At 65.0% G+C, this 14,541-nt stretch carries 11 protein-coding genes and 1 pseudogene; 4 read left to right on the plus strand and 8 right to left on the minus strand.

Going from position 1 to position 14,541, the window contains the following annotated elements; translation table 11 throughout:
* Positions 1-203: 203 nt before the first annotated feature.
* The 6 genes from cprA to AC25M7_RS10575 all read right to left on the minus strand — a co-directional run bounded on the left by cprA (position 204) and on the right by AC25M7_RS10575 (position 8,583).
* Positions 204-1,361 carry a cationic peptide resistance protein CprA gene (gene cprA / locus AC25M7_RS10550; protein ID WP_486971011.1) on the minus strand — a complete coding sequence of 386 codons (1,158 nt, stop codon included), beginning with the start codon at positions 1,359-1,361 and terminating at the stop codon, positions 204-206.
* Between the two features lie 370 nt (positions 1,362-1,731).
* Positions 1,732-2,394, minus strand: coding sequence for a ligase-associated DNA damage response endonuclease PdeM (pdeM, locus tag AC25M7_RS10555; protein ID WP_247284517.1), 663 nt, complete (start codon positions 2,392-2,394; stop codon positions 1,732-1,734).
* Positions 2,391-4,988, minus strand: coding sequence for a ligase-associated DNA damage response DEXH box helicase (locus AC25M7_RS10560; protein ID WP_207852133.1), 2,598 nt, complete (start codon positions 4,986-4,988; stop codon positions 2,391-2,393). The genes pdeM and AC25M7_RS10560 overlap by 4 nt, the downstream gene beginning before the upstream one ends.
* Positions 4,988-6,634: an ATP-dependent DNA ligase gene (locus AC25M7_RS10565; protein WP_486971012.1), complete on the minus strand. Its 1,647-nt coding sequence runs from the start codon at positions 6,632-6,634 to the stop codon at positions 4,988-4,990. Before AC25M7_RS10565 ends, AC25M7_RS10560 begins: the two co-directional genes overlap by 1 nt.
* Complete coding sequence (locus AC25M7_RS10570) at positions 6,631-7,644, minus strand: ligase-associated DNA damage response exonuclease (protein ID WP_062362238.1); 1,014 nt, start codon at positions 7,642-7,644, stop codon at positions 6,631-6,633. The genes AC25M7_RS10565 and AC25M7_RS10570 overlap by 4 nt, the downstream gene beginning before the upstream one ends.
* A 108-nt stretch (positions 7,645-7,752) precedes the next feature.
* On the minus strand, positions 7,753-8,583 hold the full coding sequence (locus AC25M7_RS10575; RefSeq protein ID WP_028688795.1) for an alpha/beta fold hydrolase: 831 nt from the start codon (positions 8,581-8,583) through the stop codon (positions 7,753-7,755).
* Between the two features lie 117 nt (positions 8,584-8,700).
* Between AC25M7_RS10575 and AC25M7_RS10580 the strand changes: the two genes are divergently transcribed.
* Positions 8,701-9,141: a MerR family transcriptional regulator gene (locus AC25M7_RS10580; RefSeq protein ID WP_036985708.1), complete on the plus strand. Its 441-nt coding sequence runs from the start codon at positions 8,701-8,703 to the stop codon at positions 9,139-9,141.
* A 293-nt stretch (positions 9,142-9,434) separates the two neighbouring features.
* On the opposite strand, the gene AC25M7_RS10585 is transcribed toward AC25M7_RS10580, so the two are convergent.
* Positions 9,435-10,388, minus strand: a complete 954-nt coding sequence (locus tag AC25M7_RS10585) for a hypothetical protein (protein ID WP_051555617.1) — start codon at positions 10,386-10,388, stop codon at positions 9,435-9,437.
* Positions 10,389-10,595: 207 nt separating this feature from the next.
* Here AC25M7_RS10585 and AC25M7_RS10590 point away from each other — a divergent pair, with 207 nt between their 5' ends.
* The 3 genes from AC25M7_RS10590 (at position 10,596) to katB (ending at position 14,002) form a co-directional block, all read left to right on the plus strand.
* On the plus strand, positions 10,596-11,822 hold the full coding sequence (locus AC25M7_RS10590) for an NADH:flavin oxidoreductase/NADH oxidase family protein (protein ID WP_062362241.1): 1,227 nt from the start codon (positions 10,596-10,598) through the stop codon (positions 11,820-11,822).
* A 56-nt stretch (positions 11,823-11,878) separates the two neighbouring features.
* On the plus strand, positions 11,879-12,292 hold the full coding sequence (arfB, locus tag AC25M7_RS10595; RefSeq protein ID WP_062362244.1) for an alternative ribosome rescue aminoacyl-tRNA hydrolase ArfB: 414 nt from the start codon (positions 11,879-11,881) through the stop codon (positions 12,290-12,292).
* 168 nt (positions 12,293-12,460) lie between these two features.
* Positions 12,461-14,002 carry a catalase KatB gene (katB, locus tag AC25M7_RS10600; RefSeq protein WP_349738735.1) on the plus strand — a complete coding sequence of 514 codons (1,542 nt, stop codon included), beginning with the start codon at positions 12,461-12,463 and terminating at the stop codon, positions 14,000-14,002.
* A 105-nt stretch (positions 14,003-14,107) separates the two neighbouring features.
* On the opposite strand, the pseudogene AC25M7_RS10605 reads toward katB, so the two are convergent.
* Positions 14,108-14,351, minus strand: a pseudogene (locus AC25M7_RS10605) (MurR/RpiR family transcriptional regulator); the annotation flags it as partial.
* Positions 14,352-14,541: the final 190 nt, after the last annotated feature.

Here is a 14,541-nt window from a genome sequence, read left to right on the forward strand (position 1 = left end):
CATTGAGCACCTAACGACAGGTAGGTGTCTTGCCTGGGGCTGCCAGGGTGTTGCTTCAGGCTGCCAGAAATTCCATCTCGAAAGGCATACGGCGGCAGCATGACCTCCACGGGAGGTGTGGTGATCATGCGCCTCATGAATATGTTAAGTAAATTACCCCCAGCGACTGTTTTCCCTGTAGGAGCGGTGAATGGCTTGGGTTCTTACTTGAAATCCCACTGCATCTGCGTGGCGATGCTCACGCCGCTGGACGACCTGACACACACGTCCAGGTAGTCGGTGAAGCGTGGCGGCACGGCGATGCCTTCTTCCAGCAACCGGCTGTTGTCGAACAGGTAGTTGAGGTCAGCAAAACCGCTGTACAGGCGCAGTGCGCGCAGCACCAGGCGCGGGTTGGCCGGGCCGATGCGGGCTTCGAAGCGGCTGGCCAGCGACTTCAGGTCGTCGACATCGACCTTGCGGTAGCGCTCGCCCACTGGTTGCGCGCCATTGGCCAAGGCGAAGGCTTCGTCGATCTCGGCGAAGGTGCAGGCCGAGTGATGGCCGGCGGAGATGTGGTACAGGTCATGGCCCAGGCGCGGCTTGAGAGCCAGGCCGATCAGCGCCTCGGCGCAGTAGTCCACCGGGATCACGTCGATCTGTTCGTCCAGGCCACAGGTAAAGCTTTCCAGGGCGAAACCCATGCGGAACACCCAGAAGATGCTGCCCGACGCCTGGCAACCGAGGCTGCGATGGCCGACCACGATGGACGGCCGCGCTACCACCAGGGGCAGGGCGGGCAGCGCTTCACGCAGGCGTCGCTCGATCTCCGCCTTCGAGGCGGTGTAGTCCACCAGTTGCTGGGCCGCCTCAGGGAATTCCCAGGATTCGCTGATCGGCGACTCCCGCTGCGGGCCGCAGCACATGGCGGTGCCCACGTGCAGGAAGCGCTTCAGGCGCGTGGAGCGGCTCAGTACCTGGGCGAAGGCGAAGGTGCCCTCGACGTTCACCGGCCAGATGTTGGGGTTCTTCGAGAATGACGCCACGGCGGCGCAGTTGATTACCCGGTCGATCTGCATCAGCCGTGGGGTCTCGCGGGCCAGCCAGGCTGTGTCGAGAAAATCGCCGCAGATGATCTGCGCCTCGCTCAGTGCCAGGCCCTGGCGCTCATCGACGCCGTGTTGGCGCAGGTTGTCGCGCAGGCGCTGCAGGCCCTGGGCCGAGTTGTCAGCGCGGACCAGGAAGCACAGGGCGCTGGCCTGGCCTTCGGCGATCATCCGGGCGGCGACGGCGCCCCCGAGAAAACCTGTGGCGCCGGTCAGCAGGATACGTTCCTGCGTTGCGTTGAACGTGTCGGGCGCGCCGGTGGCTGGGGTGTTCATAGTTTTCCTCGGTAGATGTTTTGCCCGTACTACATGCCATGGAATGGATGTAAAAGTTTTGTGTACGGTGCGGCTGCAACACAATTGCATGGGCGCGCGTCTTTTCTTTTAATTAAAAAGCGCAGACGCTGACATAAAAGATGAAGTGCTCGGTGTAGGGCGAGCACCCCGTTGCCACGCCAGTCGTGGACCAGGGCGGTGACTGATTGTCGGTCCGTTGAAACGTGAATTCAATTAACTGTTGTGCGCGATATTAATGTTTTTAGTGAAATAATTTTAATGGGTGGTGAGCCGATGTAAATCGGTGTTATCAATATGTAAATATATTTAAAGTTAGCGCGCGGTTGACACTTTTTCACACGAAGGTTATTCACGGTGCTTCCCAGATCCCGCCGTCGCCGATGACGAAAACCCGCTGCCCGACAGTGGCCTGCACGGTGAAGCCGCCGGTGAAACTGCCGAATGCTGGCAGCAGGGTCAGGTGTTCGCTCACGCTGAAACAGGGCAGGCGCACCTGCTGTCGGCCCCGGCCACGCAAGCGATACGCAGGATGCACATGGCCCGCCAGCACGTGACGGCCTGGAAACGGGATCGGCTCGTGCTGCAGGGCGAACGGCCCGAGCAGCAGGGGCTCGGGAACGACCTCGATGCCCAGCTGCGCAGGTGGATCGCCGGCATGTCGGTCATGGTTGCCGCGTACCAGCAGCATCGGCAGTGCGCGATGGCGACCGCGCCATTCGGCCAACGCCGCCAGTGTGCGAGGTGTCCTCCCCGCCGCGCTGTGCAGGAAGTCACCGAGCAGCACCAGCTGTCGACAGGCGAAGCCGCTCAGCAGGGTGTCAAGACGCTGCAGGTTTTCAGCGGTGGTGCCGCTGGGCACCGGCTGGCCCAGCGCCCGGTAACCGGCGGCCTTGCCCAGATGAAGGTCGGCGACCAGCAAGGTACGTTGCTCAGGCCACCACACTGCCTTGCCTGCGAGCAGCCAGAGTTCGCTGCCGGCCACCTGTACGACCTGGTGAACGGGGTGGGTCATGGCTCGTTGTTCCGTGCCTGACGTTTCGGCCGGGGTCGGCCATCCTTGTGTCGCCTCTGGGCTGCGGCTCGAGGCTGTGCACATTCCACCCGTGGCGGCGCCAGGGCCGTGCCCGTGCCGCTTGCGTCTCCGGCCGCCTCTTCCAGCTCGGCCACCATGCGCTGGATGCGGTCCGCCAGTTTTTCCGAACTGAGGCCTTCGCGGAACCGCTCCACCAGCAGCGGGAAGGCGAACGGTGTCGCGCGCCGTAGCGGCCTTACCAGCAGGCGCAGTCCGCGCAGGCGCTGCAGCGTCTGGTCCAGGCGCGTTACGTCAAGTTCCTGGCTGAGTACCTCCTGATGCGCCTGGGTGAGCAACAGGTTGTCCGGATCGTGCTGTCTGAACACATCGAAGTACAACCCGCTCGAGGCCTGCAGCTGGCGGGCACTCTTGGGCGCACCGGGATAGCCGGTGAACACCAGTCCGGCGACCCGGGCAATTTCGCGAAAGCGTCGTCGTGCCAGCTCGCCGGCGTTAAGGCTGGCGAGCACCTCAGGCAGCAGGTCGTCGCTGGCGAACAAGGCTGGGGTCAGGGCTTCGGCGTAATCAATGGCGCTGGCACAGAGCAGCTCCAGGCCGTAGTCGTTGACCGCGATCGAGAAACTCAGGGGCACATTTCGCGCCAGCCGCCAAGCCAGCAGGCTGGCGAGCCCCAGATGGACCGAGCGTCCGGCGAAGGGGTAGAGGAACAGGTGCCAGCCCTCGCGCGACTTCAACGTTTCCGCCAGCAAGGTGTCCTTGCCGGGCAACGCCGACCAGGCTTTCTGCACCTGCAGCAGGGGGCGCAGCAGCTGCATTTCCGGGCCGTCGTACACGCCCTGGTCCGCTGCATCCAGCTTGGCCAGCATGGCATCGGCCAGCTCGCCGGAAAGCGGCATGCGCCCGCCGTTCCAGCGGGGAATGGCGGGTTTGCGGCGGGTTGAGCGACGCACGTAGACCGTCATTTCGCGCACCTCCACCAGTTCCAGGGAGCGACCGGCGAACAGGAACGTATCCCCAGGGCGCAGGCGGGCAATGAAGCCTTCCTCGATGGTGCCCAGCGAGCCGCTGCCGCCTCGGCCCCAGAACTTCACCGTGAGGCTGGCGTCGCTGACGATGGTACCGACGCTCATGCGGTGACGACGCGCCAGCCGCGCGTCGGGTACCTGCCAGAGGCCGCTGGCGTCCGGCTCGGCACGGCGAAAGTCAGGGTAGGCGGTGAGCGAATGGCCGCCATGGCGGATGAACGCCAGCGCCCACTGCCACTGGGCGTCGGTCAACGCCCGGTACGACCAGGCTTCGCGCACCTCAGCGAGCAGCTCTTGGGCATGAAACCCATCGCCAAGCGCCATGCTCACCAGGTGCTGGACCAGCACGTCCAGCGGATGTTCGGGCGCCTGGCGCGCCTCGACCTTGCCTTCGGCCACCGCAGTGCGCGCGGCGGCGGCCTCCAGCAGCTCCAGGGCATGGGTCGGTACCAGGGTCGCCCGGGACGCTCGCCCCGGTGCGTGACCGGATCGCCCGGCGCGCTGCATCAGGCGCGCCACGCCCTTGGCCGAGCCGATCTGCAGCACCCGTTCGACCGGCAGGAAATCCACTCCAAGGTCCAGGCTTGAGGTACACACTACCGCTTTCAACTGGCCGAGCTTGAGGGCCTGCTCGACCCAGTCGCGCACCTCGCGCGACAGCGAACCATGGTGCAAAGCCAGTAACCCGGCCCAGTCGGGGCGGGCCTCGAGCAGCGCCTGGTACCAGTTTTCCGCCTGCGAGCGCGTGTTGGTGAACACCAGCGTGGTGGCGCTGCCCTCCAGCTCGGCGATGACCTGTCCGAGCATGCGCAGACCCAGGTGGCCGGCCCAGGGAAAGCGCTCGAACACAGCCGGCAGCAGGGTGTCGATGCGCAGGTCCTTGGCGGTGCGGCCTTGCACCAGCCGGCCGGCGGGCATCAGCACCTGCCGGGCGTGTTGCAAATTGCCGAGCGTGGCCGACAACCCCCAGACCAGCAGGCCAGGTTGCCAGCGGCGCAGACGGGCGAGTGCCAGCTGCAACTGCACACCGCGCTTGTTGCCCAGCAGTTCGTGCCATTCATCGACCACCACCATGCGCAGGCTGGCGAAGGCTTCGCGGGCACTGGCCTGGGTCAGCAGCAGGGTCAGGCTTTCCGGTGTGGTGACCAGGGCGCTGGGCAGTCGCCGTCCCTGACGCGCACGTTCGGCGCTACCGGTATCGCCGGTGCGCAAGCCGACGCGCCAGTCTATTCCGAGCGCATCAAGGGGCGCCTGGAGGGCTTTTGCCGTATCGGCAGCCAGCGCGCGCATCGGCGTGATCCACAGTACCGTCAGCGGGGCCAAGGCTGGTTTCCTGGCCCCACGCGTTGTCAGCGCCGCTGGCTGGACGAAGCGATCCAGCGCGGCGAACCATACCGCGTAGGTCTTGCCGGCACCGGTGGCGGCATGCAGCAGGCCCGACTCGCCCTGATCGACGGCCTGCCAGACCTCCTTCTGGAAGGCGAAGGGTTTCCAGCCTCGCTCGGCGAACCAGGTCGACGAAGGCCGTGGCCGTTTCGCCGTCACCATCAGAGCAGCCCCTGCAGCGTGGCCAAGGTGTCGGCCTGTTCTATGGTCTTGTCGGTGCGCCAGCGCAGCATGCGCGGGAAGCGCACCGCAATGCCGCTCTTGTGGCGCCTGGACAGGGAGATGCCTTCGAAGCCCAGTTCGAACACCAGAGTCGGCGTGACACTGCGCACCGGCCCGAAATTCTCCACGGTGGTCTTGCGAATGATCGCATCGACCTTGCGCATTTCATCGTCGGTGAGGCCGGAATAGGCCTTGGCGAACGGAACCAGGACGCGCTCGCCCGGGGCGCTGTCGTCCCACACCGCGAAGGTGTAGTCGCTGTACAGGCTGGCGCGGCGACCATGGCCACGCTGGGCGTAGATCAGCACCGCATCGACGCTGAACGGGTCGATCTTCCATTTCCACCACACGCCGAGGTCGCGGGTGCGCCCGACGCCGTACAGCGAATCGCGGCGCTTGAGCATCATGCCTTCGACGCCGAGCTGACGGGAGGACTCGCGCTGACGGGCCAGCGCCAGCCAGTCTTCGCCACCCAGCCTGGGCGACAGGCGCAAATGCGCGTCGCCGACTTCGTCGACGAGTTGTTCCAGCTGTGCCCGACGTTGATCCTGGCTGCGGTTGCGCCAATCCTGGCCTTGCCATTCCAGCAGGTCATAGGCCAGCAGGGCTGCCGGCAACTCCTCTAGCAGCTTCCTGCCGAGCGTCTTGCGGCCGATGCGTTGCTGCAGCAAGGCGAACGGCTGCACGCCAAACCCGTCGCCGACGGCGTCCTTGCAGATCACCAGTTCGCCATCGAGCACCGTGCCTTCGGGCAGCGCGGCGGCCAGGTTGGCAAGCTCGGGAAAACGCTCGGTGATCAGCTCCTCGCCGCGCGACCAGAGCCAGCCACGCCCGTCGCGCTTGATCAGCTGGGCGCGGATACCGTCCCATTTCCATTCCACCAGCCAATCCTGGGCAGGTCCGAGCAAGGCCTCGAACCGCTCGACCGGCTCCTGCAGCGGGTGCGCCAGGAAGAACGGGTAGGGTTGGCCGCCACGCTGGGCGTGCTCCTCGTGGGATTCAGGGGCAATCAGGGCCAGGTAGCGCTGCGGCGTCGGCCGGTGCGAAAGGTCGGTATAGCCCACCATGCGCTGCGCCACGCGCTTGGCGTCGACCCCGGCCAGGCTGGCCAGCGCCCGGGTCACCAGCAGTTTCGAGACGCCGACGCGAAACGCGCCGGTGAGCAGCTTCAGGCTGACCATCAGGCCCTGGCGGTCAAGCAGCGCCCAAAGCTGCTGCAGGCGTTCGCCCAGTGCTTGCGGAGGCAGCCCGCGTAGCGGCAGCAACTGCTCCAGCCACCATACCAGGCTGTGCTCCGAAGCCTGAGGCGACTCGGGCAACAGCAGCGAGATTGTTTCGGCCAGGTCGCCGACCGCCTGGTAACTTTCCTCGAACAGCCACTCGGGCAACTGGCAGCGCTGAATGGCCAGCTCGCGCAGCAGACGGGTCGGCACCACTTGCCGCGGGCGTCCGCCGGCCAGGAAGTAAACCGCCCAGGCGGCGTCGGCCGGTGGGGCGCTGGCGAAGTATTGCTGAAGCGCGGCAAGCTTGGCATTGCTCGAAGTCGTGGCGTCGAGCCGGGTGTAGAGGTCGGCGAAGGCTTTCATGGCACCGGCGCCTCCCCAGTGTCGTCTTCCTCGCCGTACTCGGTCTGGAAGGCGCGGGCATCCAAGCCACGTTCACCGAGGTAACGGACCAGCACGTTGACCTGGCCGTGGGTGACCATCACCCGTTCGGCCCCGCTCTGCTCGATGGCCCAGAGCAGGCCGGGCCAGTCGGCATGGTCGGAGAGCACGAAGCCGCGGTCCACGCCGCGCCGCCTCCGGGCGCCGCGCAGCAGCATCCAGCCGCTGGCGAAGCCATCGCTGTAGTCGCCAAACCGTCGCAGCCAGGTGCTGCCGGCGGCCGACGGCGGGGCGAGCACCAATGCCTGGCGCAGCAGCGGATCCCCCCGGGTGGTCGCGGTGGCGGACAAGGTATCGGGCAGGTGTATGCCGGCCTCGCGGTAGACACGGTTCAGCGGTTCGACGGCGCCGTGCACCAGCAGCGGGCCGATACTGGCATCGATGCCATGCAGAACTCGCTGTGCCTTGCCGAAGGCATAGGCGAACAGCACGCTGGCGCGTCCGGCGGCGGCATTGGCGCGCCACCAGGCATCGATGTCGGCGAACAGGCGGGCTTGGGCTTGCCAGCGATAGATCGGCAGGCCGAAGGTCGATTCGCTGATGAAGGTGTGGCAGCGCACCGGCTCGAAGGGCTCGCAGGTACCGTCCGCTTCGACCTTGTAGTCGCCCGAGGCGACCCATACTTCGCCATGGTACTCCAGGCGCACCTGGGCCGAGCCGAGCACATGGCCGGCCGGGTGCAGGCTCAGGGTAACGCCACGGTGCTCCAGGCGGGCGCCGTAGGGCAGGGTCTGCAGGTCGATGTCCTCGCCCAGTCGGGCGCGCAGTATGCCCGCGCCGGGCGCGGCTGCCAGGTAGTGACGATTGCCCCGGTGGGCATGGTCGCCATGGGCATGGGTGATGACCGCCCGGTCCACCGGGCGCCACGGGTCGATGTAGAAATCACCGGGAGGGCAGTAGAGGCCCTCGGGGCGGGCGACGATCAGCTCCATGGCGCACCTTGGCCTTGGGGGTTAAAAGCTCAGAGCGTCGGGAGACGGGACAGGTTCATTCGGGCCAACGTCCGATCTCAGGATCGACGTCGGACGTTGACCCGTCGGTTAGGCGCGGAAGAACGCCAGCAGATCCTGGTTGATGACTTGCGCGTGGGTGGTCGGCATGCCGTGGGGGTAGCCCTTGTAGGTCTTCAGGATGCCCTGGGGCAGCAACTTGGCCGACAGTGGCCCTGAATTGTCGTAGGGCACGATCTGGTCGTCGTCACCATGCATCACCAGCACCGGGACGTTGACTTTCTTCAGCGACTCGGTGAAGTCCGTCTGGGAGAATGCGACGATGCCGTCGTAGTGCGCCTGGGCGCCACCCATCATGCCCTGGCGCCACCAGTTGAGGATCACCCCCTGGTCCGCCTTGGCTCCGGGGCGGTTGTAGCCGTAGAACGGACCCGCCGGAATGTCGTGATAGAACTGCGCCCGGTTGGCCTTGAGCTGGGCCTGCAGGTCATCGAATACCGACTTGGGCAGCCCGCCGGGGTTGCTGTCGGTCTTGACCATCAAGGGAGGAACCGCAGCGATGATCGCGGCCTTGGGCACCTTGTCTTCGGGATGGCGGGCCATGTAGTGGATCACCTCGCCGCCGCCGGTGGAGTGGCCGACATGGATCGCGCCCTCGACGCCCAGGTGCTTGACCACTGCGGCCACATCGTCGGCGTAGTGGTCCATGTCGTGGCCATCCCAGACTTGGCTTGAGCGGCCATGGCCACGGCGGTCGTGGGCGACCACGCGATAGCCTTCGGCGACGAAGAACAGCAGCTGGGCGTCCCAGTCATCGGCGCTGAGCGGCCAGCCGTGGTGGAAGAAAATCACCTGGGCGTTACGCGGCCCCCAGTCCTTGTAGAAGATTTCGACACCGTCTTTGCTTGTGACGTATCCCATTGTGCTTCTCCTTTTTCCAGGGTGTGGAGCGGGCAGGCCGGTGACGGTTCACTTGGCCACCGGACAACTCTAGGATTAAAGTGCGCTTGAAGGTCAATACAATTTCAAAGGTGCCGCATGAGAATAGGAGAGCTGGCCAAACTCACAGGGTTGGCTGCGTCGCGTATCCGTTTTTACGAGGCCAGCGGGCTGATCAGCTCGGTCGAACGCAAGGCCAATGGTTATCGCGACTACGACGCCGACGCGGTGTGGGTACTGGAAATGATCACCAACGCCCAGGCTGCGGGATTCTCGCTGGAGGAAATCCGCCAGCTGCTGCCGGCCAAGGCCAAGGGCTGGCAGCATGACGAACTGCTGGGCGGGCTCAAGCGCAAGGTCGAGGAGATCGAGCGGCTGCAGGAGCGCCTGGCGCGCAACAAGGCGCAGCTGCTGCTGGTGATCGAGGGGATCGAGAGCAAGCCCGAGGGCATGCCTTGCGTGGACAATTCGCAACGGGTGCTGGAGCGGTTGCGCGAGGAGCTCGCCCAGGACAAGGCGCGGCGAGCTACTGACGTTTAGGCGCTCGCCCAGCCCTTTGGGCTGCGCTGTCGCGCAGGGAGCTGTCATCCCTGTGGGAGCAACTGTCTTGCTCAATTTTTAGATTCTGGCGCGATCCTTGTGGGAGCGGCCTTGCGTCGCGAAAGGGCTGCGCAGCAGCCCCGGCAATTTTGATGGTGGCTCAGAACCTGGGGTCGCTGCGCGCCCTTTCGCGACGCAAGGCCGCTCCCACAGGGATAACAGTTCCCTGCGCGACAGCGTAGTCCGCAGGGCTGAGGAATCTCCTACATGAGGCGATCACCGTCAGTTCCGTCTCAGTCGCCCGAGGCCAGCGCCGCCAACGGCTTGGGCGCATACAACGCGCTCTGGAACTCGGGTACGTACTCGTACTTGACCATCCGCCCCAGCCGCAGATCGCGGATATAGCGCGACAGCTCGCCATCCCCCAGCACCAGCTGCGCCGAATCCCCGCTCATGCTCGAGGCATGCAGGGTCTGGCGCGAGGTGGCATAGCCGTAGGCCAGCTGGCCCTGGTGGTCGAGGTTGGTGAAACTGTTGGTCACCAGGCCCGGTTCATCGGACAGCCCGTCGAGCTTCTTCGCCCTGAAGATCACATCCACCTTGCCACTCTGCGCATCGCCAATGTCGTAGATCACAGCCCGCGCATCCTCGCGGCGGTCGATCGCGGTCAGCCACTTGGGCAGGTTGTAGCCCACCACGCCGCGCACCCGCGCCAGCTCGGTATTGACCGGCAGCTTGAGCACATAACCCCAGAAATCCTTGGACATCGACTGGCCGATCAGGGAGAAGGGCCCGAGATTCGCCTTGCCGGGTTTGCTGGTGATGATCGACAGGGCGATCTCGTTGTAGCTGTCGTTGTCGCAGTAGTCATAGGTGTAGGCGGTAAACGCCACCAGCCCGCGCCCCGGCCACACCTGCAACGGCTGCACGTGTTCCAGCACTTCGGCGGGCATCAGGGCGCGCAGGCGGTCCAGGTCGGCGGTATAGACGGCGGTGACGCGGCTGTTCCTGTAGTAGAAGTTCGGCGAATAGGAGGTAAAGCCCATGTCGACCCGGGTCTTTTCCAGGCCCTTGAACCAGCTCAGGTCGATGCCCGGCGCCTCGGCCTGGATCACGGCCAGCGGCGGGTTGGAACGGTAGCGGTCGTACAGCCCGCCCTTGAGCACCGGCACCGAGCGCCCTGCAATGTCGATCTGCGTGGTTTCGGCGTGTTCAGGGAGGCCATTGGCGGCGTAGGCGACGGGCATCAGCAGGGCACTGGCCAAGGCGGTTGCGCTTGCGAGTTTCACGGTGCGGTATCTCCAGGGGTGGGTAGAGGCAGTCACTGCGCAATCACCCTAACGTTCAACCCAACTTGAGAGTCAATGCTCAAATGTTCGCCAATCCAGGGCTTGACCTTAAAGTTGGCTTCAAGGCTAACGTCTGCGCAACGCCACTTTCTCGAGGTATTGCCGATGGACGTGTTCTCCCCCCTGACCCTGCCCAATGGCGCGGTCGTCCCCAACCGCATCGCCAAGGCCGCCATGGAGGAAAACATGGCCGATGCCGACCATGCGCCATCGGATCGGCTGATGCGCCTTTACCAGGCCTGGGCGCAGGGTGGCGCCGGACTGCTCATCAGCGGCAACGTCATGGTCGACCAGCGCGCCATGACCGGCCCCGGCGGCGTGGTGCTGGAGGATGACCGGCACTTGGAGCGTTTTCGCCAGTGGGCCGCCGTTGGCCGCTCTAAGGGGGCGCAGTTCTGGTTGCAGATCAACCACCCCGGCCGGCAGATGCCGGCGAGCCTCGGGCAGCAGACCTGGGCCCCGTCGGCAGTGGCGTTGGACCTGGGCAACATGTCCAGGCATTTCGCCACCCCGCGGGCGATGCCCCCGGAGATGATCGACGAGGTGATCCGGCGCTTCGCCAACTCCGCACGGCTTGCCGAGCAGGCCGGCTTCAGCGGCGTGCAGATCCACGCGGCCCATGGCTACCTGCTCAGCCAGTTCCTTTCGCCGCTGAGCAACCAGCGCACCGACCAGTGGGGCGGCTCCCTGGACAACCGCGCGCGGCTGCTTCTCGAGATCGTCAAGGCGGTGCGCGCGGTGGTGTCGCCGGGCTTTGCCGTGGCGGTCAAGCTCAACTCGGCGGACTTCCAGCGCGGCGGCTTCAGTGCTGACGATGCCCGGCAGGTGGTGCACCTGCTCAATGAGCTGGCGGTCGACCTGGTGGAGCTGTCCGGTGGCAGCTACGAGGCGCCGGCGATGCAGGGCCAGGCCCGGGATGGCCGCACGCTTGCGCGTGAAGCGTACTTCCTGGAGTTCGCTCGGGACATCCGCACGGTGGCGAAGATGCCGGTGATGGTCACCGGCGGTATTCGCCGTCGACCGGTTGCCGAGCAGGTGATGCAGAGCGGCGTCGAGATGGTCGGCATCGGCACCGCCCTGGCCATTGCGCCGGCCTTGCCCCGTGCGTGGCAGGCGGGGCAGGTGGTGGTGCCGGAACTGCGCCCGATCACCTGGAAGAACAAGGCGCTGGCTTCGCTGGGCAACATGGCCATGGTCAAGTTCCAGCTGCGCAGGCTGAGCGAGGCCAAGGCGCCCGAACCCGGTGTTTCGCCTTGGTGGGCACTGCTGCGCCAGCAATGGACCGATGCCATTCGCGCCAGGCAGTACCGGCGGCGCATGGCACAGGCCTGACACCCCGGAGCGCCAAGGAGATGCGATAATGGCCGCGCTATCACTAGAGGCGCACCATGCTGACCATCTCCAACAACGTGCATCTGCCGGATGCCGAGATCGAACTGACCTACATCCGCGCCCAGGGCGCCGGCGGGCAGAACGTCAACAAGGTCTCCAGCGCCGTGCACCTGCGCTTCGACATTCCGGCCTCATCGCTGCCCGCGTTCTACAAGGAGCGGCTGCTGGCGCTGCGCGACAGCCGCATTACCGGTGATGGCGTGCTGATCATCAAGGCCCAGCAGTACCGTACCCAGGAACAGAACCGCACGGACGCGCTGGAGCGTCTGGCCGAGCTGATCATCGGTGCCGGCAAGGTCGAGAAGAAGCGCCGGCCGACCAAGCCGACCCTCGGTTCGAAGACCCGCCGCCTTGATTCGAAGTCCAGGCGCGGCACGATCAAGGCGGGGCGCGGCAAGGTGGACTTCTAGCGAACTTGGCCAGGCCTGCTTTGCCTGCCTATAGCATTCACGAATAAAAAACAGGATTGAAATTACCCATTGCCCTGATGAGCAGGATCAATTTAGTGATCGGTGACAGGCTCCTTACCCTTTTCGAGGCGCATCAAGACGCCTGAAAAGAACCCTTAGGAGTACCCCATGATCCCTTTGCTCAAGCTGTTCCAACCCGGTCGCCTGCTGGTGGCGGGCAGCCTCGCCGCCAGTCTGCTGTCGCTGTCCGTGCAGGCCGCCACCCTGACCCGTGACAACGGCGCGCCGGTGGGCGACAACCAGAATTCGCAGACCGCCGGCCCCAACGGCTCGGTGCTGCTGCAGGACGTGCAGCTGCTGCAGAAGCTGCAGCGTTTCGACCGTGAGCGCATTCCCGAGCGCGTGGTGCATGCTCGCGGCACCGGCGCCCATGGCCAGTTCACCGCCAGTGCCGACATCAGCGACCTGAGCATGGCCAAGGTGTTCCGCCCCGGCGAGAAGACCCCGGTGTTCGTGCGCTTTTCCTCGGTGGTGCACGGCAACCACTCGCCGGAAACCCTGCGTGACCCGCGCGGCTTCGCCACCAAGTTCTACACCGCCGACGGCAATTGGGATCTGGTCGGCAACAACTTCCCGACCTTCTTCATCCGTGACGCGATCAAGTTCCCGGACATGGTCCACGCCTTCAAGCCGGACCCGCGCAACAACCTCGATGACGATTCGCGCCGCTTCGACTTCTTCTCCCATGTACCGGAAGCCACCCGCACCCTGACCCTGCTGTACTCCAACGAAGGCACGCCGGCCAGCTACCGTGAGATGGACGGCAACAGCGTGCACGCCTACAAGCTGGTCAACGCCAAGGGCCAGGTGCACTACGTCAAGTTCCACTGGAAGAGCCTGCAAGGGCAGAAGAACCTCGACCCGAAACAGGTCGCCGAGGTCCAGAGTCGCGACTACAGCCATATGACCCACGACCTGGTCAGTGCGATCAACCAGGGCAAGCTGCCGAAGTGGGACCTGTACATCCAGGTGCTCAAGCCCGAGGAGCTGGCCAAGTTCGACTTCGACCCGCTGGACGCGACCAAGATCTGGCCCGACGTGCCGGAGCGCAAGATCGGCCAGATGGTGCTCGACCGCAACGTCGACAACTTCTTCCAGGAGACTGAGCAGGTGGCCATGGCGCCGTCGAACCTGGTGCCGGGCATCGAGCCATCCGAGGATCGCCTGCTCCAGGGGCGTCTGTTCGCCTACGCCGATACCCAGATGTACCGTATCGGCGCCAATGGCCTGAGCCTGCCGGTGAACCGCCCGCGTGCCGAGGTCAACACTGTCAACCAGGATGGCGCGATGAACGCCGGGCACACCGACAGCGGCGTGAACTACCAGCCGAGCCGCCGCCAGCCGCGTGACGAGCAGGCCGACGCGCGTTATGTGCAGACTCCGCTGAGCGGCAGCACCCAGCAGGCGAAGATCCAGCGCGAGCAGAACTTCAAGCAGGCGGGCGAGCTGTTCCGTTCCTACGGCAAGAAGGACCAGACCGACCTGATCAACAGCCTCGGCCAGGCACTGGCGACGGCGGACGAGCAGAGCCGCTACATCATGCTGTCGTTCTTCTACAAGGCGGATGCGGACTACGGGGCTGGCCTGGCCAAGGTGGCCAAGGCCAACCTCGAGCGGGTCCGGGAGTTGGCGGCGAAGCTCAAGGACTGAACGGCCATTGCTGCGCAGGTCCTTTGATTTGAAGCTGCAAAAACGGATGTATCGGGCCAACCGGTACGTCCGCTCCCGCATGACGACCATGCTGCCCGGCGCGGCTTACTTTCTGGTGAACTTGTCACCTGGCACATGCAAATACGACAGCACGCTTTCAGTGAGCTTGGTGGCCAGTTTCACCGCCTCCTTGTTGCGCGCCATGACCCCGGCCACCAGGCCTTAGCGGCGAGGCCGGGGAGTCGGCGATGGCCAGCAGCACGTCCGGTCCGGTGATCGCGGCCAGGCGGTAGGCGGCGTTCACGTTGCCGCCTTCCATGCTGATGGCGCAGGTGTTCTTGCAGAATGGATTGTGTACTACGTGCCATGTATGAAAGCACTTTTGATCATATATTTCAGGCCTACGTGCAGGTTTTGTACGATATTTTCGCTAAATAGTATGATTTAAAAGCGCTCCGTCTTCCTGACGCATCGTGCCCGCGCATGCTCGACGTCGAACGCTTTCGTGCGGTGCGTCACTGAGGCTCGAAGATCACATG

It is taken from the genome of Pseudomonas sp. P106(2024) (assembly GCF_057480815.1).

Coding starts and splice junctions, on each gene's coding strand:
- cprA (WP_486971011.1), bottom strand. CDS start 1,361: ATGAACACCCCAGCCACCGGCGCGCCCGACACGTTCAACGCAACGCAG.
- pdeM (WP_247284517.1), bottom strand. CDS start 2,394: ATGACCCACCCCGTTCACCAGGTCGTACAGGTGGCCGGCAGCGAACTC.
- AC25M7_RS10560 (WP_207852133.1), bottom strand. CDS start 4,988: ATGGTGACGGCGAAACGGCCACGGCCTTCGTCGACCTGGTTCGCCGAG.
- AC25M7_RS10565 (WP_486971012.1), bottom strand. CDS start 6,634: ATGAAAGCCTTCGCCGACCTCTACACCCGGCTCGACGCCACGACTTCG.
- AC25M7_RS10570 (WP_062362238.1), bottom strand. CDS start 7,644: ATGGAGCTGATCGTCGCCCGCCCCGAGGGCCTCTACTGCCCTCCCGGT.
- AC25M7_RS10575 (WP_028688795.1), bottom strand. CDS start 8,583: ATGGGATACGTCACAAGCAAAGACGGTGTCGAAATCTTCTACAAGGAC.
- AC25M7_RS10580 (WP_036985708.1), top strand. CDS start 8,701: ATGAGAATAGGAGAGCTGGCCAAACTCACAGGGTTGGCTGCGTCGCGT.
- AC25M7_RS10585 (WP_051555617.1), bottom strand. CDS start 10,388: ATGCCCGTCGCCTACGCCGCCAATGGCCTCCCTGAACACGCCGAAACC.
- AC25M7_RS10590 (WP_062362241.1), top strand. CDS start 10,596: ATGGACGTGTTCTCCCCCCTGACCCTGCCCAATGGCGCGGTCGTCCCC.
- arfB (WP_062362244.1), top strand. CDS start 11,879: ATGCTGACCATCTCCAACAACGTGCATCTGCCGGATGCCGAGATCGAA.
- katB (WP_349738735.1), top strand. CDS start 12,461: ATGATCCCTTTGCTCAAGCTGTTCCAACCCGGTCGCCTGCTGGTGGCG.